This window comes from Thioalkalivibrio sp. ALM2T (genome assembly GCF_000381505.1).
GTDB classification, from domain to species: domain Bacteria; phylum Pseudomonadota; class Gammaproteobacteria; order Ectothiorhodospirales; family Ectothiorhodospiraceae; genus Thioalkalivibrio; species Thioalkalivibrio versutus.
In genome coordinates this window covers 30163-51087 of the sequence record NZ_KB906565.1, presented here as the reverse complement: position 1 = coordinate 51087, position 20925 = coordinate 30163, and the positions used below count along the sequence as shown (strand labels likewise).

The window sequence follows — 20925 nt, the reverse complement described above, 5'->3', positions numbered from 1 at the left end:
TGCGGCCCCTCCTGTCCGGTGACACAGCGCGTCGGTGCCCGACGCCCGTCATTGACTGGCCGAAGAGAAACGGTCCGGCGGTCTCGTGCCGCCGACCCCTGCTGATGGGCTGGTAGCGGGGTCTTGAAAGTACTGTTGGACAAGCGGGCATTGCGGCGAAGACGGTTGGATTGCTTTAGCTGATAATCCGATAACAGGGCTCGTAGGCCGCGCCGCCGGGGAGTTTCATGCGGTTCTGGGCGATGAATCGACGCAGGAGCTGGTCGAGGGCTTCCATGATGTCGGGTTCGCCGCGAATCTCGAAGGGGCCGTGCTCACGGATGGCGCGCACGCCCTGGGGCTTGACGTTGCCCGAGACGATGCCGGAGAAGGCCCGACGCAGGTTGGCGGCGAGATGGTGCGGCTCCAGCTCGCGCGAGATTTCCAGGGACCGCATGGCCGCATGGCTGGGCTCGAAGGGCTGCTGGAAGTCCGGCTGGACCTCGAGCAGCCAGTTGAAATAAAAGGCGTCGTTGACGTGCACACGCCACTCCCGTACCTGATCGATGCCGCGGGTCATCTCTCGGGCCACGGCGACCGGATCATCGATGACGATGCGGTAGAGTTCGCGTGCCCGGTCGCCCAGGGCCAGGCCGATGAATCGATCGATCTCCTCGAAGTAGTCGCGTGCCGACTCCGGGCCGCTGAAGATCAGCGGAAACGGTGCTTCGCGGTTGGCTGGATTCAGCAAGATGCCGAGTATGAACAGGATCTCTTCGGCCGTGCCCACGCCGCCAGGGAACACGACGATTCCGTGGCCCAGGCGGACAAAGGCCTCGAGGCGCTTTTCGATGTCGGGCAGAATGACCAGCTCGTTGACGATCGGGTTGGGTGCCTCGGCGGCAATGATCCCCGGCTCGGAGACGCCGATATAGTGGCCCGGCAGGGTGCGCTGCTTGGCGTGGCCGATGGTCGCTCCTTTCATCGGGCCCTTCATCGCTCCGGGTCCGCAGCCGGTGCAGATGTCGCGACCGCGCAGACCCAGTTGGTAGCCGACTTCCTTGGTGTAGTCGTATTCCTCACCGCTGATCGAGTGCCCGCCCCAGCAGACCACCACATTGGGTTCGCGCTGGGCGTCGAGCAGACGGGCGTTGCGCAGGATCTCGAAAACGGTGTTGGTGATGCCTTCCGGCTCGGCCAGATCAAAATAGGGGTTGGGCCCGATCTCGGTGTGGAAGTAGACGATGTCGCGGACCACGGCCGACAGCAGTTCGCGAATCCCACGAATCATCTTGCCCTCGACAAAGGCGCAGGCCGGCGCGTTTTCCAGGTCGATGCGCATGCCGCGATTGACCTGGTGGACCTGGATGCGGAAGTCCTCGTAGTCGCGCAGCATGGATTCGACATCATCGCCCTGCGCGCCAGAGTTGAGCACGGCCAACGCGCACTGGCGCAGAACTTCTCCAACCTCTTCGGTGGCATCCGACAAGCGCGCGACTTCCTCGCGCGAGAGCATGTTCAACGTCCCGGACGGATAGACCCGGGTCGAAATCTTGGCGCCGCAGACGGGCGTACCTGCGTTTGTATGATCGTCCATAGGCTGCATTATCTTCGATCCGGTGCGGGGGCACGAGACTCTGAGCGCAGGTTCTGTGCTGGAAAACAAACAGCTAGCAGATGCGGGCTGTATGCCGGTGTCCAGCGATCATTCGTCCCCGGCAACTGGGGCGCCGTAGGCTCAGGTTGTGGCGATCTGGTCGATCAGGGCGCGGTAGCCGGTGCGGTAGTCGGGATACTGGAGGCGATAGCCACTGGCATGCAGGCGCTTGTTGCAGCAGCGCTTGCCGGAGACTCCGCCCTCGGGCATCGGCGGTGTGCCGGGCGGGTCGATCTCCATCGCCTGTGCCAGCCAGGCGAGTAGCTCGTGGCGCAGGGCGGGCTCGTCATCCACGCCCAGATAAATCGGTTCGGGGTCATCCAGATTGAACAAATGGGTCAGCAGGCCCACGCAGTCATCGCGGTGGATGCGGTTGGTCCAGACCGGCGCTTCGTGCTGACCACGCACGCCCTCGCGCACCTTGCGCAGGTGGTACTCGCGGCCCGGGCCATAGATGCCGCCAAAGCGCACGACCACGCCGGGAAAGGGACTGTCGGCCAGCAACTGCTCGGCTTCCCGCAGGGCGCGCCCGGAGAACCGGGTGGGTTCGGTGGGGCTGGTCTCGTCGACCCAGCGCCCGTCGTCGGCGCCGTAGACCGAGGTGCTGGAGACGAAGACAACGCGGCGCGGCTGCTGGCTGGCCCGTTCCAGGGCGGTCAGGGTGTTGCGCAGGCCGGCGACATAGGCGCGACGATAGGCGGGCTCGGTGAACTCGCCCGGGGTGGCGATGAAATAAACGGTGTCGAGTGCCGGCGGCAGCTCCGGCAGGCCGTTCGCGACGCCGAAGTCGCCGGCCAGGGGCTGGATCGGCTTGGGGATGTGCTCCGGCCGGCGGCGCAGGCCCCAGACGGAGTGTCCGCCGTGGGCAAGTTGCTGGCCAACGGCACAGCCGAGATCGCCGCAGCCCATGATCAGGATGTTGGCCATTGTTCCCTCCGGAGTCGTGATTCGCACGCTACCGATTTCGCTGGCGAAAGACCAGTACCAAAGTGAGGGTTCGACCGAGGGCGATAGCTTGGGCATGCTGGCTGGAACGCAGATGAACGGGAGATGGGGCTTGGGCAAGGCGAGCCGAAAGAAGGTCGATACGTGCGCCTGCGGGTCCGGGCAGGACCGTGCCGCCTGCTGTGGGCCGTATCTGGATGGTACGGCCTCGGCGCCCACGGCGGAGGCGCTGATGCGCTCGCGTTATGCCGCGTTTGTGGAAGGGCGTGAGGACTATCTGCTGGCGACCTGGGCGGCCGCGACACGCCCGGCATCCGTGGAGCTGGCCCCGGAACAGCGCTGGCTGGGGCTCGCGATACGCGCGACCGAGGCGGGTGGGCCGGACGACGAGGCAGGCTGGGTCGAGTTCATTGCCCGGTCACGGGTGCGCGGTCAGGGCGTACGTCTGCACGAGCGCAGCCGTTTTCGCCGCGAAGACGGGCGCTGGGTGTATGTCGACGGGGAGTTCCCGGGCGCATGACAGCCGTTTCGGATGCGGTCGCGTCACCGGTCCATCCGGCATTGCTGGAACGGGTGCTGGAGTGCCTGCGCACGCAGTCGGACGGGCTGACCGAGCACGCCCTGATCACGCAGTTGCGCGACGCGGGCGTGGAGCCGTTTGCCGGGGCGCGGCTGCAGGAGCCCTTGAGCCTGTTTCAGGCGCACTTTGTGCTGTTCCACTGCCTGTACCGGCTGCGCGACCGCCTTGCGGAGGGCGGCGAAGGTTTGCGTATCCACTGCCTGGATATCGGGATCGAGCCGGTGCGGGAGGGGGGCGCGGTGGATGGGCTTCTGGCGATGCACGATCCGTTGCGCGCCTATTATCTTGACCTGGCGCAGCTGGAAACCATGGATGCGGCGGCGGTGGAGGCGCTTCTGGGTGAGTTCTGGTCGCGGCTGGGGCGTGACCAGCAACGCGAGCAGGCGCTGGAGGTGCTGGAGCTTGCGGAGCCGGTGGATGCGGATACGATCCGCCGACAGTACCGCCGGATGGCGCAGCGCCACCACCCGGACCGGGGTGGCGACACGGCCAAACTGCAGCGGATCAACGCGGCCCGCTGGGTCCTGCTGGTCCGGGGCTGAGGTTCAGTCGTCCGAGTCCGACATGGTGGTGACGAACGCCTGTTCCACGGTGAAGGTACCCACGCCCTTGTAGTTGGTCTGGGTCCAGCCGTGTTCGGTCAGCCACTCGCTCATCTCGCGGTTCATGGCCGGGTTGCCGCACAGCATCACGCGGTCGTGTTCCGGATCCGCAGGCGGCAGATCGAGGATCTGGCTCAGCTCGCCGGAGCGGAACATGTCGGCGCCACGCTGGTTGTTGTCGTAGGGCTGCTGCGCGATCGGGCAGGCGAAGTCGTGGTTCTCGCGGGTCACGGTCGGCACGTAGCGCAGGCGGGCGCTGATGCGCGACTCGATCTCCTGGCGGTAGGCCAGTTCCTCGACGGTACGCACGCTGTGCACCAGCACTGCGTTGTCGAAGTGCTCGAACAGCTCCGGGCTGCGGATCAACGAGATGAACGGGGCGAGCCCCGTGCCGGTGGCCAGCATGTACAGGGTGCGGCCCGGCTGCACGTAGTCGAAGGTGAGCGAGCCGGTGACCTTGGTGTTGATCCAGATCGAATCACCCGGTCCAGCCTCGGCCAGGCGGCTGGTCAGGGCGCCATCCGGCACGTGGATGCTCAGGAATTCCAGTTCCTCGGCCTCGGGTTCGGAGACGATCGAATACGCACGCGGAATCAGCTTGCCCTCGGGACGCAGCCCCAGGGTCACGAATTGCCCGTTCTTGAATTCCAGACCCTCCGGTCGCGTGGTGGTGAAGCTGAAGGTCTTGTCCGACCAGCGGCGCGTGGAGGTGATGCGTTGTTCCGAATACGGCATAAGTGCGTAGTTTTCCGATTGTTGTTCGGTCCTACGCTAGCAAGTCCCCGCACCGGAAGCGAAAGCGCCGGCAAAAACCAAGGAAAACACTCGGAAATGGGTGTCGCTCGTCAGCGGGCGCTGCTGTCGATGAGCGTGAGGTGTTGCTCCAGCGGGGCCGGTTCCGACAGGTAGAAGCCCTGCACGAAGTCCAGGCCGATCTCGCGCAGGCGGTCCATGGTCGCGGCTGATTCGACACATTCGGCGATGGTGCGCAGGCCGAGGACATGACCCACGCGGTGAATGGCCGTGACCATGGCCGAGTCCACCGCGTTGTGGGCAATATCGCGCACGAAGCTGCCGTCGATCTTGATGAAGTCCACCGGCAGGTTCTTCAAGTACCCGAATGACGACAGACCGCTGCCGAAGTCGTCCAGGGAGAAACGACAACCCATGTAGCGCAGGGTGCGGATCAGGCTCTGGGCGCGTTCGTGGTGGCTGATGGCCGCGGTCTCGGTGATCTCGAAGATGATGCAGCGCGGCGGGATGGCGTAGTGCTGCAGGCGCTCGGTTACGAATTCCAGCATGCTCTCTTGCGCCAGCGACTGGCCCGACAGGTTGATCGCCAGGGTGGGGTCGCAGTGGGATGGGTTCTCGCGCGGCGCACGATGCCGGGCGAGCATGGCGAAGGCGTTGTCGATGATGTGGCGGTCGATATCCGGCATCAGGTGGTAGCGCTCTGCGGCCGGGATGAAGCTGCCCGGCGGGATCAGCCGGCCATCCTCGTCGCGCAGGCGCATCAACACCTCGACATGGGCAAGGTCCGGGGCGACCGGACCCAGCGGGTGGACGGCCTGGCCGAACAGCGCGAAGCGCCCTTCCTCCAGCGCCGAGCGGATGCGGCCGACCCATTCCATCTCCCCGCGTCGGCGGCGCAGGGCCTGGTCGCTGGGCTGCCAGACGTAGACCTGGTTGCGGCCGTTTTCCTTGGCGGCGTAGCAGGCGGAGTCCGCCTGGCTGAGGATCTCGGGCAGGGTCTGTTCCGGGCCGCTGACCGGCACCAGACCGATGCTGACGCCGACATCGAAACGCCGGCCCTCCCATGCGAAGCGCAGGGACTGCACGGTCTCCAGCATCTTCCGGGCAATCGCCTCGGCGCGTTCGGGCGGGCAGTGGCACAGCAGCACGCCGAATTCGTCGCCACCCAGCCGGGCCAGGGTATCGTTCTCGCGGATCAGGTGCCGCAGGCGCTCGGAGAGTTCCCGCAGGAGCTCGTCGCCGGCCTGGTGGCCGCAGGTGTCGTTGATGATCTTGAACTGGTCGAGGTCCATGTAGAACACCGCATGCGGCGTCTCGCCCTCCTCCTGAATGTGCAGGGCCTGGTCCAGTCGCCGCTCGAATTCGCGGCGGTTGCACAGGCCGGTGAGGTCGTCATGGGTCGCCTGATGGTTGAGCTGCTGGGTCATCTGCCACAGCTCGGTGTGGTCGTGCAGCACGACCACCACACCCTGGGCCTCGCGGTTCGGGCGTTGCAGGGGCGAGGCCAGCATGCGCACCACGCGGGTTTCGCCGTCGGCGCGATGGAGTATGCGTTCGGGCGATTCCACGGTGCCGCCCAGGTTCAGGCATTGTTCCACCGGGCGGAGCACGCTGGTCCCCGTCCGGGTGTCTTCCAGGTCCAGCAGTTCGTCCACCAGGCGGCCCTGGGCGCTGGTGGCATCCAGCCCGAGCAGTACCTGGGCGGCGGGGTTCAGGTAAGTCAGGCGCCCGTGGGTGTCTGCGGTGATGACCGCGTCGCTGATCGATTGCAGCGTGGTTAGCAGGCGGTCCCGTTCGGCCCCCGTGGCGGCCTCCGCGGCCCGCAGCGAGGTGACGTCCCAGGCGACGCCGAGTACCCCGTCCGGACCCTTTTCCGGGTCTTTCATGGGGATCCACGAGACGCTGAGATGCGTACCGTTGACGGTATCCTCGAACTGGAAGGCATCGCCCGCGAGGGCGCGTTCGGCGGCCTCCAGTGTGCCGGGCTGGTCCGCATAGACGTCGCGGAAATTGCGCCCGACCACCTCGCCGGGGTTCAGGCCCAGGGCCTGCAGCCCGGCCCCCTCGGATAGCGTGAATCGGCCGTCTGCGTCCAGCGCGAACAGGATCAGTGGGGCGTGGCGAATGGTCGCGCCCAGCTGGGTCTCCAGGCTCTTCAGCGCCTGCTCCGACTGACGCTCGCGGGTGATGTCGCGGACGGTCGCGAAGACCTCGAGCTCGCTGTCCGTGCGGATCGCGTTGATGTGCACCTCGGCCGGGAATTCGCCACCGTCACGGCGCCGGTAGCGGCTCTCGAAGTGCGCGGGGAGGCGTTTCTCGGGGTTGGAGTGGGCCTGGTCCACGTCGTCCTGAGTGGCCTGCAGGTCCAGGTCAGTGATGTGCAGGCCGCCGGTCAGTTCGGCGCTGGTATAGCCCAGCAGTTCGCAGGCGGCGTGATTGGCCGCGACGATGCCGCCCTTGCGGTTGAGGACCAGATGGGCCTCGGGCGCCTGTTCGAAGATCCGCTGGTAGCGCGTGGTGTCCGGGTGATCGGGCATGGCGGCGGGCTGAACCTTTCGTGGCGGGCCGGGGCCCCCACATCGGGGCGTGAGTGAAACGTGAGTCGGCTTGAGTGTCGCCGGTCGCGCTGGCACAGGCAACCTTGGGAGGTGCGGATTTGCCTCTTCCGGGGCGGTTTCTGCTTGCCCGGCTTACCCGGGCGCTTGGGTGAGCCGGGACAGGGTCTCCGGGGGCGGGGGAGCGGCGCGCGGGGGATTGCGCAGTTGTTCGCGCGCCCAGGCGACGTGGTCGCGCACCAGCTCGGAAGGGTGCTCGGCGCGGGCGGCCAGGGCCGCGTCCGCCTCGGGTGTGGCCGGACCGTTGCCGAGGGCCACAGCGAGGTTGCGCAGCCACTGGACATGCCCGATGCGGCGAATGGCCATGCCCTCGGTGCGGGCAAGGAAGGTTGTCTCGTCCCAGGCGAACAGCTCGACCAGGCTGGCGCTATCCAGACCGTGGCGGGCGATGAAGTCGGGTTCCGCCGTGACCTCGGCAAAGCGGTTCCAGGGGCAGACCAGCTGGCAGTCGTCGCAGCCGTAGATGCGGTTGCCGATCAGCGGGCGCAGGTCCTCGGGGATCGCACCCTTCAGTTCGATGGTCAGATACGAGATGCAGCGTCGGGCGTCCAGGTCGTACGGCCCGCGGAAGGCCCGGGTCGGGCAGACATCGAGACAGGCGGTGCACTGGCCGCAGTGCTCGTCCACGGGTTCATCCAGTGGCAGTGGCAGGTCGGTAAACAACTCCCCGAGGAAGAACCAGGAGCCGCTCTCGCGCGCCAGCAGATTGGTGTTCTTGCCGATCCAGCCCAGCCCGGCGCGGGCGGCCAGGGCCTTTTCCAGGATGGGCGCGCTATCGGTGAAGGCGCGATAACCGAACGGCCCGACCTCCGCCTCGATCCGGCGCGCGAGGGTGGTCAGGCGCTTGCGCAGCAGCTTGTGGTAGTCGCGGCCCAGGGCATAGCGCGAGACATAGGCGTGATCGCGTTCGGCCAGCTGGATCGCCGGGCGCCGGGTGGCTGGCGGGAAGTAGTCCATGCGCACGCTGATGATGCGCTGCACGCCGGGCACCAGGGCATCCGGGGTGTGGCGCAGGGGCGCGCGGTCGGCCATCCAGTCCATGTCGCCGTGCGAGCCCTGGGCCAGCCAGTCGTCCAAATGCCGGCGATCCGCCTCGGGCACCTCGGCGGGGGCGATGCGCACGGCCTGGAAGCCGAGCTCGCGACCCCAGTCGCGGATGCGTTCGGCAAGCTCGGCAGATTGGCGTGGATCGAGGCGCTGAGGCACGATTTCGGCTTCCGCGACGGAGGTGATGGCGTGAATCATGAACCCGACCCACAAGCATTGACCAGCGCACTGTTCGATAACGCGGGCATGCGGGCCCTGGATGCCGCCGGCCTGGCCCTGCCGGGGATGGCTCCGGGCGAGCTGATGGAGCGTGCCGGGCAGGCCCTGTTGACGGTGGTGCGCCGCGACTGGCCGCAGGCCCGCCGCATCGGGATCCTTTGCGGGCCCGGCAACAACGGCGGAGACGGCTACGTGCTCGCGCGGCGGGCCGCCGAGGCCGGGCTGGAGGTCCGGGTCCATGGCGGCCCTTCGCGGGCGCGCCCCGAGTCCGATGGTCGCCAGGCCCATCGGCGCTGGCAGGCGGGCGGCGGCGAGGTCCATGCCCTGGAAAGTTTCGACCCGGCAGCCGCGGACCTGTGGGTGGATTGCCTGTTCGGGATCGGCCTGGAGCGGCCGCTGACCGATGCCTACGGCGCGGTGATCGAGTCGCTGAACGCGAGTGGGCGGCCGGTGCTGGCGGCCGATGTGCCCTCGGGCGTGGATATCGATCGCGGCCGGGTCCTGGGGGTGGCGGTCCGGGCCAATCACACCCTGACCATGATCGCCGACAAGCTGGGCCTGCATACCGGGGCCGCAGTCGACTGGGTTGGCCAGGTGGAGGTGGCCCCGCTCGATCTCCCTGCCTCGGTGGCCCATGGCATCGCGCCGGTCGCCCGTCGTGTTGGGCCAGCGGACTGGCGTCGGCGTCTGCCTGAGCGGCTTCCCGGGATGCACAAGGGCGACTGCGGGCATGTGCTGATCGTGGGCGGCGCGCCCGGTTACTCGGGGGCCGCGCGGCTGGCGGCGACGGCCGCCCTGCGCGCCGGGGCCGGGCGCGTGACCCTGGCCACGCACCCCGAACACGCGGCCTGGGCGAATCTGGAACGACCCGAGTTGATGGTGCGTGGCGTGGCGGACGCCAGCGAGTTGCAGGCCCTGATGCGTCGCGTCGATGTCGTCGCGGTGGGACCGGGACTGGGACAGGACGCCTGGGGTCGCGGCCTGTGGCTGGCGGTGGCGGATGCCGACCTGCCCCGGGTGGTGGATGCCGATGCCCTGAACCTGCTGGCCGAGGCCCCGCGCCGGGGCGAGGAGTGGGTGCTGACCCCGCACCCAGGCGAGGCCGCCCGTCTGCAGGGCCAGGATGTGGCCACCGTCGAGGCCGATCGCCCCGGGCAGGTGCGGGCGCTGGCCGAGCGCCTGGGTGGAGTGGTGTTGCTGAAGGGGGCGGGCACGCTGGTCGCCAGTTCGGGTGCGGAGCCGCTGGCCTGTGTCACCGGCGGCCACCCCGGCATGGCCACCGCCGGCAGCGGCGACGTGCTGACCGGCATCATCGCCGCGCTGCGCGGGCAGGGCGCGGATGCGCGCAGTGCCGCGGAGATCGGGGCCGCCTGGCACTGCGCCGCAGCCTGCATCGCGCGTGATCGCCTGGGCGGGGCACGCGGGATGCTGGCCGGGGATCTGGCCGAAGCCCTGCCGGCCGCGGCTGGGGGTGGGGCATGATGGTGGCAGCGGCCCCTTTGATCCTCCCGCACCTGGAGTCGACCGAGGCGGCCGGGGCCGCGCTGGCGGCGCTCGACGCCCCGCATATCGTGTTCCTGGAGGGTGATTTGGGTGTCGGCAAGACCACCTGGGTTCGGGGTCTGCTGCGCCGGCTCGGGCATGAAGGCGCGGTCCGCAGTCCGACCTACACCCTGGTGGAGCCGTATGCGCTGGCGGGGCGCGAGGTCCTGCACTTCGACCTTTACCGCCTGGGTGATCCCGAAGAATTCGAGTACCTGGGGGTGCGCGAGGCCTTCGGGGGCGATGTCCTGTGGCTGGTGGAGTGGCCGGAGCGCGGTGCGGGCTGGCTGCCGGCGCCGGATCTGGTGGTGCGCCTGGCGCATCGCGAGGGCACAGCCGAAGGCCGGGAGCTGTGGCTGGAGGGGCCGCTGGCGGCGGCCTACCACCGGGTGCTTCGGGACCAGGAGATCGTGACAGGGTGACACGCCGGGGCTGGCTCGCAGTTGGCCCGCCACGCGCACAATGCGCGATATCTCGCTCATAAAGAAAGAAAATTGCTATTGCTTTTCCAGAAAAAGCGTCCACAATGTAGTCAGAACCCCTGATTACAAAGGGAAACGCCGTGGGCCAATCAACATCGCCGGATCTGCGCCGCCGCCAGCTGCTGCGCGCCATGACTGCCCTCGGGCTGGTCGGGATGCCTTTGCCGGCCCTGGCTCGCACGGACGTCCGGCGCGTGCGCATGTCCGTGGATGGCGGAACCACCCGTCTGGTCTTCGACATGGACGGCGAGGCGGAATACTCCATGTTTCACCTGCAGTCTCCTGACCGCCTGGTGGTGGATCTGGAGAACGCGCGGGCCGTGGAAGACCTGACCATCAGCGATAATCCGCGCTCGGCGATCAAGGCCGTGCGCCATGCCGCACGCAATGGCTCCGATCTGCGTGTGGTGTTCGACCTGCGCAAGCCGGTGGAGCCGAGCAGTTTCGTGCTGATGCCGGCACAGGGTGCGCCGCACCGCCTGGTCCTGGATCTGACCAGCGGCGAGGCACCCGCCGCGCCGCGCTCGGCGGAGAACAACGGCTCCCGCCGTGGGCGTTCGCAGGAGGACCTGCGCGATGTCGTGGTCGCCATCGATGCCGGTCATGGTGGGCATGATCCGGGTGCCATCGGCCCCGCCGGCACCCGCGAGAAGGACGTGGTCCTGCAGATCTCGAAGCGTCTGGCCGAACGTGTGAACAGCGAGCACGGCATGAAGGCCGTGATGACCCGCAGTGGAGACTATTTCCTGCCCCTGCGCGAGCGCATCGAGCGGGCGCGCAAGGCGGACGCCGATATCTTCGTGTCCATCCACGCCGATGCGATCGCCAACCGCAATGTCCAGGGTTCTTCGGTGTACATGCTGTCCGAGCGCGGGGCCTCCAGCGAGGCGGCGCGGTTCCTGGCCCAGCGCGAGAACCAGGCGGATCTGAGCCTGGGCGGGGTGCCGATCAACGGCAAGGACGATTCCCTGACCAACGTGCTGCTGGATCTGGCCCAGAGCGGGAGCCTGGAGGCCAGCAACACCCTGGCCGAGCGGATGATCGCGGAGCTCCACCGGGTGGGCAAGGTGCGCAAGCCGGAGGTGGAGCGTGCGAACTTTGCGGTCCTGCGCTCGCCGGACGTGCCGTCGGTCCTGGTCGAGGCGGCCTTCATCTCCAATCCCTCCGAGGAGCGCAAGCTGCGCAGCACCAGCTTCCAGAACTCGCTGGCGGATGCCCTGCTGACCGGGCTGCGGTCGTACTTCTCCACCCATGCCCGTCCGGGCACGCTGATCGCCGACGGCCAGCCCGACCAGCACATTATCCGCCCGGGCGAGACCCTCTCCGGGATTGCCGATCGCTATCGCCTGTCGCTGGCGGACCTGCGTTCGGCCAACGATGTCCGCGACGACCGCATTTACGCCGGACAGGTCCTGCGTATCCCCCGCGACTCCTGAGCCCGGCACCTCCGGGCAGCCCGTCACGTCTTGCAGGCGTTGTTCGGCCGCCGGCTAGGCACTCCGGCGCTGCCCCGGTTAGGCTAGGCACCCGGTTCTCGTCTCTCCCAGGTGTCGCGCGTGGCGATCGCAAAGCTCTCCGAACAACTGATCAATCAGATCGCCGCCGGCGAGGTGATCGAGCGTCCGGCCTCGGTGGTCAAGGAACTGCTGGAGAACGCCCTGGATGCCGGGGCGACGCGGGTGGATGTGCGCCTGGAGCAGGGTGGCATTCGACTGATCCAGATCAGCGACAACGGCAGCGGGATCTATCGCGACGAGATGCCGCTGGCCCTGTCGCGCCACGCCACCAGCAAGATCGCCTGCATGGACGATCTCGAGGCCCTGCATACCCTGGGCTTCCGTGGCGAGGCCCTGCCCTCGATCGCCTCCGTCTCGCGGCTGTCGCTGACCTCCATGGTGGCGGACGAGCGCAACGGCTGGCGGCTGACCGGGGATGGCTCCGATATCTTCCGCGAGGCCGCTCCGGCGTCGCATCCGGTGGGCACGACCGTCGAGGTCCGCGACCTGTTCTTCAACGTCCCGGCGCGGCGCAAGTTCGTGCGTACCGAGCGCACCGAATACAACCACTGCGAGAACGTGATCCGCACTCAGGCGGCCGCCTGTCCCGAGGTCGCCTTCAGCCTGCGCCACAATGACCGCGTCACCCTGGACCTGCCGGCGGCCGACGACCCCGGCGAGCGGGTGCGGGCGCTGTTGGGCGATGCCTTCCTGGAGCATGCGACCCCGGTGGACGAACAGCGCGCCGGTCTGGCGCTGTCCGGCTGGCTGGGTTCGCCGACCCAGTCGCGCGCCCAGCCCGATCAGCAGTTCTTCTTCGTCAACGGCCGCGCGATCCGCGACCGCGTGCTGGCCGCAGCGGTGCGCAAGGCCTATCAGGACGTGCTCTATCACGGGCGGCATCCGATGTTCGTGCTGGACCTGGAGCTGGATCCGACCCAGGTGGATGTGAACGCGCATCCGACCAAGCAGGAGGTGCGCTTTCGCGAGTCGCGCATGGTTCACGACTTCATCTTCCACAGCCTGCACAAGGCGCTTGCCGCGTTGCGTCCGGGGGATTCCGGGCATGCCGCGGCGGTGCCCGACATGGGTGTGCCGGCCCCCTCCGGTCGCCCCATGCCCATGCCGGCGCAGGCGGATCGCCCGCTGTCCGGGCTGGGTGTGCCGGGTGCGGGCGGTGGGTACGCGCCCCCTCGCGAACCGCGACTTGAGCCGGTCGGGCGCGATCCAGGCTTTGGTGCGGCCTGGGCCGAGTTCCGCGGGACGTCTGCGGTGGCCGAGGCGCGGCCCGCTGCGTATGACACCCCGATGCCATCCGCCACGTCCGGTGCGCCCGCAGCGGACCCGGACGGCATGCCGCCCCTGGGGTTTGCCCTGGGGCAGGTAGCCGAGACCTTCATCCTGGCCGAGAGCCCCCGCGGCCTGATCGTGGTGGACATGCACGCGGCCCACGAGCGCATCACCTATGAACGTCTCAAGCGTGAATGGGAGGGGGCACGGGTGACCTCGCAGCCCCTGCTGGTGCCGGAGACCCTGGACGTCACCCCGGCCGAGGCCGAACTGGCCGAGGAACGCGCGGGCCTGCTTGGGGAACTCGGCTTCGAGCTCGACCGTGCCGGCCCCGAGACCCTGACCCTGCGCGCGGCGCCCGCGCTGCTGCGCGGCCAGGACACCGCGCAGCTCGTGCGCGATGTCCTGGCGGACCTCGCGGCCGATGGCTACAGCCATCGGGCAGAGGGGGCGATGAACGCGGTACTGGGAACGATCGCCTGCCACGGTTCCGTGCGTTCGGGGCGGCGCCTGACCCTGCCCGAGATGAACCAGTTGCTGCGCGACATGGAGGCCACCGAACGTTCCGGCCAGTGCAACCACGGGCGCCCGACCTGGGTGGAGCTGGACCACTCGGCGCTGGACCGGCTGTTCCTGCGAGGACGCTGATGGCCGGACTGGATCGGGACCGGCCGCCGGTCATCCTGCTGGCCGGTCCCACCGCGAGCGGCAAGACCGCGCTGTCGCTGGCGCTGGCCGCGGCCCTGGACGCGGAGATCGTCAGCGTGGATTCCGCGCTGGTCTATCGCGGCATGGATATCGGCACCGCCAAGCCGGACGCCGCCGAGCGTGCCCGCGCCCCGCATCACCTGCTGGATATCCGCGACCCGGAGGACACCTACAACGCCTCCGACTTTGCCCGCGATGCCCGCGCCGCGATCGATGCCATTCATGCCCGCGGCCGGGTCGCCCTGCTGGCGGGCGGCACGCTGCTCTACCTGCGCGCCCTGCTGGACGGCTTCGATCCGATCCCGCCGGTCCCGGATGCGGTCCGCGAGTCCGTGCGTGCCCGTCTGGAACACGAGGGCGCCGTGGCCCTCCATGCCGAGCTGGCCACTGTGGACCCGGAGGCCGCCGCGCGCATCCACCCGAACGACCCGCAACGCATCCTGCGCGCCCTGGAGGTGTACGCGGCCAGTGGCCAGCCATTGTCGGGCTTCCAGAGTGGCGCGGCCGCGACGGTCCCGGCGGGCTGGGTGTCGCTGGCCCTGTGGCCGGCGGATCGCGAGCGCCTGCGTGCGCGCATCGCCGACCGCTTCGATGCGATGCTGGAGGCCGGCTTCGTCGACGAACTGATGACCCTGACCCGTCGCCGCGGCCTGACCGCGGAGCACCCGTCGCAGCGGGCGGTGGGGTATCGCCAGGGCTGGCAGTGGCTGGCGGGCGAATGTGACTTTGCGACCTTTCGCGAGCGGGCCATCGCCGCGACCCGCCAGCTCGCAAAACGCCAGCTCACCGGGCTGCGGCGCTTCCCCCTGCATGCCCGGTTGAACGCCGAGGACGCGGATTTGTCGCAGGCTCTGCGGGCTATCCAGGCTGCACGGATGGCGGCCCCGGCAGCGGCGATGTCCGAATAACGCCCGGTGTACGCCTGGAACGGCGCCGCGAAGCCGGTATGCTACGCTTCAACCTGACCGTGCGGCGGGCCGACCTCGAGCCGCCGGCGCGGGTCGCGAACCAATAATAACGATCAAGGAACGCACCGATGGCCAAAGGGCAAATGTTGCAGGAACCCTTCCTGAATGCGCTGCGTCGGGACCGGATCCCGGTCTCCATCTACCTGGTGAACGGGATCAAGCTGCAGGGGCAGATCGAATCCTTCGACCAGTTCGTGGTGCTGCTGCGCAGTACGGTCTCGCAGATGGTGTACAAGCACGCCATCTCCACGATCGTGCCGGCCCGCCAGGTGAACATGAATCTCGAGGGCGAGGCGGCGGCCTCCGCCGAGGCCGAGTCCTGAACATGAGTGGAGGTCTCATCCAGCTTGTTTGAGCGTCCGGAGAGTGCCGGCGACGAGCGCGTCGGCAATGGTGCGGTCCTGGTCGCGCTGAATGTCGGGGACAACCCCGATATCGAGGCCCAGGTCCAGGAATTCGACGAACTCGTGCGCTCCGCCGGGGCCGAGATCATGGCGGTGGTGCGCGGCTCGCGCGACCGGCCGCACCCCAAGCTGTTCGTCGGCGCCGGCAAGGCCGACGAGATCCGCGATGCGGTCGAGGCCTCCGGGGCCGACGTGGTGATCTTCAACCACGCCCTGTCGCCCAGCCAGGAACGCAACCTCGAGGCCCACCTGAAGGCCCGGGTGCTGGATCGTTCCGGCTTGATCCTCGATATCTTCGCCCAGCGCGCCCGCTCCCACGAGGGCAAGCTGCAGGTGGAGCTGGCCCAGTTGCGCCATATGTCCACGCGCCTGGTGCGTGGCTGGACCCACCTCGAGCGGCAAAAGGGCGGGATCGGCCTGCGCGGTCCGGGGGAAACTCAGCTGGAGACCGACCGCCGCCTGCTGGCCGGGCGTATCAAGCACATCGAGCGGCGTCTGGAGAAGGTCGAACGCACCCGCGAACAGGGCCGTCAGGCGCGCCTGCGCAACGAGATCCCCACGGTGTCGCTAGTAGGCTACACCAACGCCGGCAAGTCGACCCTGTTCAATCGCCTCACGCATTCCGACGTCTACCAGGCGGATCAGCTGTTCGCGACCCTGGACCCGACCCTGCGCCGTCTGGACCTGGCCCCGCACCAGTCGCTGATTCTGGCCGACACCGTCGGCTTCGTGCGCGATCTGCCGCATGAGCTGGTCGCCGCGTTCAAGGCGACCCTGACCGAGACCCGCGAGGCGGCGCTGCTGCTGCACGTGATCGACGCCGCCGACCCGGAGCGCGAGGCGCGCATCCGGCAAGTCGAGGAGGTGCTCGAGGAGATTGGCGCCGAGGACGTCCCCTGTTGGCGGGTGTACAACAAGATCGACCAGCTGGAGAACCCGGCGGAGGACCCGGACGACCGTTTCGGCATGGCGGACGATGCCTTCTGGCTGTCGGCGCACACCGGTGAGGGTGTGGAGCGCCTGGAGCAGCGCCTGGCCGAGACCTTCACCGAGTCCATGACCCAGGGATGGGTCGAGCTCCCGGCCTCGGCCGGGCGCCTGCGCGCCCAGCTCTACGAGGAGAAGGCCGTGGAGGCCGAGCAGACCACGCCGGACGGGTCGATCCATTTGCGCCTGCATGTGCCGAAGCGGCGTTTCGAGCAGCTCTTCCGCGCGGCCGGGCTGGACCCCGAAACCGTCCGCCTGCAATCGGAAGCACCGGGGGCGGCGGCCGCCGACCACTGAAGCCGGCCGCGGCGGCTCGCTTGCGCACGAAAAAGGCCCCGGGTAACCGGGGCCTTTTTCGTGGCGTCGATGTCGTCGCGGTTCAGGCGTCGCTATGGGCGATCGCCTCTCCGTCGGCGCGGGCCAGGTACAGGGTTAGGGTCTCTCCGGCTCGGATGCCGTCGCCGTTCAGCCCGTTCCAGCGCCGCAGGTCGCCGATGCTGACCTGGTGGCGGCGAGCGATGGTCGACAGCGAGTCGCCGGGGCGGACCTCGTACTCGACGCGCTGGCCGTCGGGCCCACGGTCGGGATCGGCGCGCACCACCTTCAGGGTGTCGCCCGGGCGGAGGATCGCGTCCGGGTCCAGGTCGTTGGCGGCGCGCAGCGCGCCGATGGACATGCCGGTGCGCTGGCTGATGTGCCACAGGCTGTCGCCAGCCTGCACTTGATAGTCCTCCGCTAACTGGCCGTTGTCGCCGGCCACCTGCGGCGGAGCCTCTTCGCTCGGGGCGGAGGCCGGCAGGCGCAGGGTCTGACCGGCGCGGATCATGTCGTCGTCGAGGTTGTTCATGTCGCGCAGCACGGCGACGCGGGTGCCGGCGCGCTGGGCAATCTGGCCGAGATTGTCGCCCGAGCGCACGGTGTATTCGCGGAACCGGAGCAGCGGTTCATCGTTGCGGGTCTCCAGTGCCGCCTCGAGGGTGGGCAGCGCCTCGCGCGGGACGAACAGGTGCTGGGCGCCGCCGGGGTGGGTGGCATGGCGGTGGTAGCCGGGGTTGAGCTGTTTGAGGGTCTCGGTATCCAGGTCGGCGAGCTCCGCGATTAGCGAGAAGTCCGCCTGCCGGCCGGGTTCGATCATCTCCAGCGCCGGTTCGTTGGCGATGGGCGCGATGGCGATGTTGTGGGCATCGGGGTCCAGGAACAAATGGCGCAGGGCCAGAAGTCGCGGGATGTACGCGGTCGGCTCGGATGGCAGGTCCAGGCTCCAGTAGTCGGTAGGCTCGCCGCGGGCGGCATTGCGGTCGATGGCGCGCTGGATGTTGCCCTGGCCGTAGTTGTAAGCAGCCAGGGCCAGGTACCAGTCGTCGAAGCGTCGATGCAGCGCCTGGAGGTAGTCCAGCGCGGCGAGGGTGGATTTGTAGACGTCGCGGCGGCCGTCGTACCAGTGATCGCGCGACAGATCGAAATAGTCGCCGGTGGCCGGCATGAACTGCCAGATCCCCGCCGCGCGGCTGCGCGAGGTCGCCTGGGCGACGAAGCCGCTCTCCACGATCGGCAGCAGCAGGAGCTCGGCGGGCATGTCGCGCGCCTCGATCTCGGACAGGATGAAGTAGGCGAACGGCTCCGCGCGCCGGGTGCTGTACTCGATGATTCGTGGATGGTCACGGTAATGCCTGATATAGCGACCCACGCGCTCGTGGTCCAGTGCGTCGTTGAAGCCGAAGCCCAGGCGCGCGCGCTCCCACAGGTCGTCGGTCTCGGCGGCACGTTGCGCGGCGTCGCGCTGCTGGCGTTCCATCGCGGCCTGCACGTCCTCGGTCGTGCGCGGTTCCACGATCGGCCGATCCGCCGCCGAGGTGTCCAGCGTGCGCTCGGAGTCGTGTAGGCTACAGGCAGAGGCGAAGATCGCCGTCAGGCCGAAAATCAGGGCGGTGGTCAGTCGTGTGCGGAGGCGTGGTGTCATGGCGCTGGAGGATAAACCAGAGATGGGGGATCACCAAGACCCATTCCTGACTTGGTTGGCGCACTGGTATGCCCAGCCGCAGGGGCGGAGGGTGCGCGAGCGCTTTCTGGAACGCATTCGGCGCTATGGCGATCCGGGCCCCGGGGGGCTGGCGGTGGAGCTGGCGCCGGTGCCGATCCTGGAGGACAGCGATGCCCTGCAGGCCCCGCTGATCCGGATCGCCTCGGCGCGCCCGGCGCTGCGCATGGACCCCGAGGCCTGGCCGCTGGAGTCCGCCTGTGCCGGGCGCATCGTGCTCGCCCATCCCTGCGCCCAGAGCGAGAAACCGGCGGCGGTGGTGGCCGAGGCAGCCCGGGTGCTGGAGCCCGAGGGACGGGTGTTTCTGCTGGAAGGCAACCGCCTGCAGCGCGGTGGGCGCAACGGGGTGCGCGCCTCGCCTCTGCCCGAAGGCCTGCGGCGGCGCCAATATCGCGAGTTACTGGAGGCGGCGGATCTCGAGGTGCTGGATCAGTGGAGCCTCAGCCTGCTCCCACCGGGGCTGCCCGCCGCCTGGCAGAAACGCCTGGCCACCATGGATGCCTGGACTCTGCGCGGCCTGCCGCCGCTGGCCAGCATGATCCTGACCGTGGCCCATAAGCGAGTGAACATGCCCCTGCGTCCGGAGCCGCGTTTCTGCTTCGCCATGCCCAACCCCGCGATGCGTCCGGGGCTGGTATCCTCGCGCTCCTCTCATTCTGGAGCCCGCCGAACGCATGGCTGACGAACGCGTGTACATCTATACCGACGGGGCCTGCCGTGGAAACCCCGGGCCGGGCGGCTGGGGTGCGATCCTGCGCTTCGACGGGCGCGAGCGCGAGCTCTACGGGGCCGAGGCCGAGACCACCAACAACCGCATGGAGATGACCGCCGCGATCCGCGCGCTGGAGACCCTGAAGCGTCCCTGCAAGGTGGAGCTGGTCACGGATTCCAAGTACGTGAAGCAGGGCGTCACCGAGTGGATGCCCGGCTGGAAGCGGCGCAACTGGAAGTCCGCCAGCGGCTCGCCGGTGAAGAACCGCGACCTCTGGGAGGAGCTGGACGCACAGGCCCAGCGCCACGACATCGAGTGGTACTGGGTACGGGGTCACAGCGGTCACCCGGAGAACGAGCGCGCCGACGAACTGGCCAATGCAGGCATTGACGCTCTGCTGGCCGGCGAACCGATCGAGAACTGAAGGAAACCACGATGCGTCAGATCGTGCTGGATACCGAGACCACGGGCCTGGACCCCTCCGACGGCCACCGCATCATCGAGATCGGCTGCCTGGAGCTGGACAACCGCCGCCCCACCGGGCGCAAGCTGCACGAGTTTCTGCAACCGGATCGCGAGATCGACGCCGGCGCGATCGCGGTGCATGGGATCACCAACGAGTTTCTGGCCGACAAGCCTCGATTTTCCGATGTCGTCGATGACTTTGTCGATTTCATCCGCGGGGCGGAGCTGATCATTCACAACGCGCCCTTCGATGTCGGTTTCATCAACAACGAGTTGCGCTTGTTGGGCGATGTGGCGCCGGCGTCCGAGGTGGCCGAGGTCAGCACCGTGCTGGATTCGCTGGTGATGGCGCGGCGTATGCACCCGGGGGCGCGCAATTCCCTGGATGCCCTGTGCAAGCGCTACGAGGTGGACGGCTCCGGGCGCACCCTGCACGGGGCGCTGCTCGATGCTGAGCTGCTCGCGGATGTCTATTTGGCGATGACCGGCGGGCAGGTGGCGCTGACCCTGGATTCCGGAGGGGAGGGGGACGCTGCGGCCGGTGGCCCCGTCCAGGCGCGGCGTTCCGGAAAGCCATTGCCCGTCATCGAGCCGACGCCGGAGGAGCAGGCGGCCCACGAGACGCTGCTGCAGATACTCGATGATGCGGCAGACGCCCCCTGCCGCTGGCGCACCAACGCCTAACCTCCCCATCCGCGCAGACCTCGTACGGCCGCCTGCCACGGTTGGCTGGGCACGGTTCGACATCCGGTGTTTACGGTGCCTCCGGTCCACATACTGCCGAGCGCTGACTCGCCAGCGCACCGCGCCCGTTTTTGATCAACAACTGGCTTCTTTGCTCGTGCAAAGAAGCACCCAAGAAACACGCCCGCCTGCCGCGACCCCGGCCCGCTGCGCGGGCCGGGGTTTCCCTCGCTCCGAGGCTTTTCGCGGGCGGCGCTGAACTCGCTACGCTGCGCTTCGCTCAGGCATCCATCGCCTCCTGTCTATTTAGAATCGTCCCGCGAAAAGTCTCTCCACTCGGCGCGACGACAACGGGGGAAGGTCAAGACAACGGCTGTCCCGACCATGTTGCTCATGGATGAAGGCTAGGTCTTCCGGCATCTTGGGCACGCTCGGCCGTTGGGCCGTTGCGTGCTGCGCCCGCAATGCGGGCGCCGGGGGGCGTAGGATGTGATGAGCGTAGCGAATCGCATCAGGGTCTCGCACGGCGTGGGGACGGTGCGTTTCGCTACGCTCAACCGCACCCTACGGGGCACGGGCTGGCAGGAATGTCGGGATAGCGTCTGTCTTGACCTTCCCCTCCCGTATGGAGCCCCTTGCGGAAGGGTTCTCGGGCCGGCCAGTTAACAATAGATACGGGGCGCTGGATGTCTGAGCGTAGCCGCAGGCGCAGCGAGTTCAGCGCCGCCGGCCCGAGGGCCCTGGAGCAAGGT

Annotated in this window: 18 protein-coding genes; 12 read left to right on the top strand and 6 right to left on the bottom strand. The window is 68.4% G+C overall.

Translation table 11 applies throughout. From position 1 onward, the window contains the following. Window positions 1-175: 175 nt before the first annotated feature. Both ppnN and F816_RS0110355 read right to left on the bottom strand, forming a co-directional pair. Window positions 176-1576: a nucleotide 5'-monophosphate nucleosidase PpnN gene (gene ppnN / locus F816_RS0110360; protein WP_019594673.1), complete on the bottom strand. Its 1401-nt coding sequence runs from the start codon at window positions 1574-1576 to the stop codon at window positions 176-178. A gap of 141 nt (window positions 1577-1717) precedes the next feature. Then, a complete protein-coding gene (locus F816_RS0110355) occupies window positions 1718-2563 on the bottom strand; it encodes an SDR family oxidoreductase (protein WP_019594672.1) in 846 nt (281 codons plus the stop codon). A gap of 130 nt (window positions 2564-2693) precedes the next feature. On the opposite strand from F816_RS0110355, the gene F816_RS0110350 reads away from it, so the two are divergent. Next, window positions 2694-3101: a YchJ family protein gene (locus F816_RS0110350; RefSeq protein WP_019594671.1), complete on the top strand. Its 408-nt coding sequence runs from the start codon at window positions 2694-2696 to the stop codon at window positions 3099-3101. Continuing rightward, window positions 3098-3703: a DNA-J related domain-containing protein gene (locus F816_RS0110345; RefSeq protein WP_026333227.1), complete on the top strand. Its 606-nt coding sequence runs from the start codon at window positions 3098-3100 to the stop codon at window positions 3701-3703. The genes F816_RS0110350 and F816_RS0110345 overlap by 4 nt, the downstream gene beginning before the upstream one ends. 3 nt (window positions 3704-3706) lie before the next feature. Here F816_RS0110345 and F816_RS0110340 read toward each other — a convergent pair whose 3' ends face one another. The 3 genes from F816_RS0110340 to queG form a co-directional block, all read right to left on the bottom strand. After that, on the bottom strand, window positions 3707-4498 hold the full coding sequence (locus F816_RS0110340; RefSeq protein WP_019594669.1) for a ferredoxin--NADP reductase: 792 nt from the start codon (window positions 4496-4498) through the stop codon (window positions 3707-3709). Window positions 4499-4608: 110 nt separating this feature from the next. Beyond that, window positions 4609-7053, bottom strand: coding sequence for an EAL domain-containing protein (locus tag F816_RS0110335; protein ID WP_019594668.1), 2445 nt, complete (start codon window positions 7051-7053; stop codon window positions 4609-4611). Between the two features lie 153 nt (window positions 7054-7206). After that, entirely contained in the window at window positions 7207-8376 is a 1170-nt protein-coding gene (gene queG / locus F816_RS0110330) for a tRNA epoxyqueuosine(34) reductase QueG (protein WP_019594667.1), read from the bottom strand. An 18-nt stretch (window positions 8377-8394) separates the two neighbouring features. On the opposite strand from queG, the gene F816_RS0110325 reads away from it, so the two are divergent. The 7 genes from F816_RS0110325 to hflX all read left to right on the top strand — a co-directional run bounded on the left by F816_RS0110325 (window position 8395) and on the right by hflX (window position 16571). Beyond that, window positions 8395-9879, top strand: a complete 1485-nt coding sequence (locus tag F816_RS0110325) for a bifunctional ADP-dependent NAD(P)H-hydrate dehydratase/NAD(P)H-hydrate epimerase (RefSeq protein WP_019594666.1) — start codon at window positions 8395-8397, stop codon at window positions 9877-9879. Then, window positions 9876-10361, top strand: coding sequence for a tRNA (adenosine(37)-N6)-threonylcarbamoyltransferase complex ATPase subunit type 1 TsaE (gene tsaE / locus F816_RS0110320; RefSeq protein WP_019594665.1), 486 nt, complete (start codon window positions 9876-9878; stop codon window positions 10359-10361). The genes F816_RS0110325 and tsaE overlap by 4 nt, the downstream gene beginning before the upstream one ends. A gap of 191 nt (window positions 10362-10552) precedes the next feature. Next, on the top strand, window positions 10553-11857 hold the full coding sequence (locus tag F816_RS0110315) for an N-acetylmuramoyl-L-alanine amidase (RefSeq protein WP_051080099.1): 1305 nt from the start codon (window positions 10553-10555) through the stop codon (window positions 11855-11857). Window positions 11858-11977: 120 nt separating this feature from the next. Further along, window positions 11978-13855 carry a DNA mismatch repair endonuclease MutL gene (gene mutL, locus F816_RS0110310; RefSeq protein WP_019594663.1) on the top strand — a complete coding sequence of 626 codons (1878 nt, stop codon included), beginning with the start codon at window positions 11978-11980 and terminating at the stop codon, window positions 13853-13855. Then, window positions 13855-14823, top strand: coding sequence for a tRNA (adenosine(37)-N6)-dimethylallyltransferase MiaA (miaA, locus tag F816_RS0110305; RefSeq protein WP_019594662.1), 969 nt, complete (start codon window positions 13855-13857; stop codon window positions 14821-14823). Before mutL ends, miaA begins: the two co-directional genes overlap by 1 nt. A 128-nt stretch (window positions 14824-14951) precedes the next feature. Next, a complete protein-coding gene (gene hfq / locus F816_RS0110300) occupies window positions 14952-15206 on the top strand; it encodes an RNA chaperone Hfq (RefSeq protein WP_018141991.1) in 255 nt (84 codons plus the stop codon). Between the two features lie 24 nt (window positions 15207-15230). Beyond that, complete coding sequence (hflX, locus tag F816_RS0110295; RefSeq protein WP_019594661.1) at window positions 15231-16571, top strand: ribosome rescue GTPase HflX; 1341 nt, start codon at window positions 15231-15233, stop codon at window positions 16569-16571. A gap of 82 nt (window positions 16572-16653) precedes the next feature. Here hflX and F816_RS0110290 read toward each other — a convergent pair whose 3' ends face one another. After that, window positions 16654-18234: a LysM peptidoglycan-binding domain-containing protein gene (locus F816_RS0110290; RefSeq protein WP_019594660.1), complete on the bottom strand. Its 1581-nt coding sequence runs from the start codon at window positions 18232-18234 to the stop codon at window positions 16654-16656. On the opposite strand from F816_RS0110290, the gene F816_RS0110285 reads away from it, so the two are divergent. From F816_RS0110285 to dnaQ, 3 genes are read left to right on the top strand one after another with little or no spacing between them, the layout of a single operon-like run. Next, window positions 18233-18994, top strand: coding sequence for a hypothetical protein (locus F816_RS0110285; protein ID WP_026333226.1), 762 nt, complete (start codon window positions 18233-18235; stop codon window positions 18992-18994). The two genes, F816_RS0110290 and F816_RS0110285, sit on opposite strands and share 2 nt — an antisense overlap. Beyond that, window positions 18987-19448, top strand: coding sequence for a ribonuclease HI (gene rnhA, locus F816_RS0110280; RefSeq protein ID WP_018145389.1), 462 nt, complete (start codon window positions 18987-18989; stop codon window positions 19446-19448). Before F816_RS0110285 ends, rnhA begins: the two co-directional genes overlap by 8 nt. Before the next feature lie 11 nt (window positions 19449-19459). Then, a complete protein-coding gene (gene dnaQ, locus F816_RS0110275) occupies window positions 19460-20173 on the top strand; it encodes a DNA polymerase III subunit epsilon (RefSeq protein ID WP_019594658.1) in 714 nt (237 codons plus the stop codon). Window positions 20174-20925: the final 752 nt, after the last annotated feature.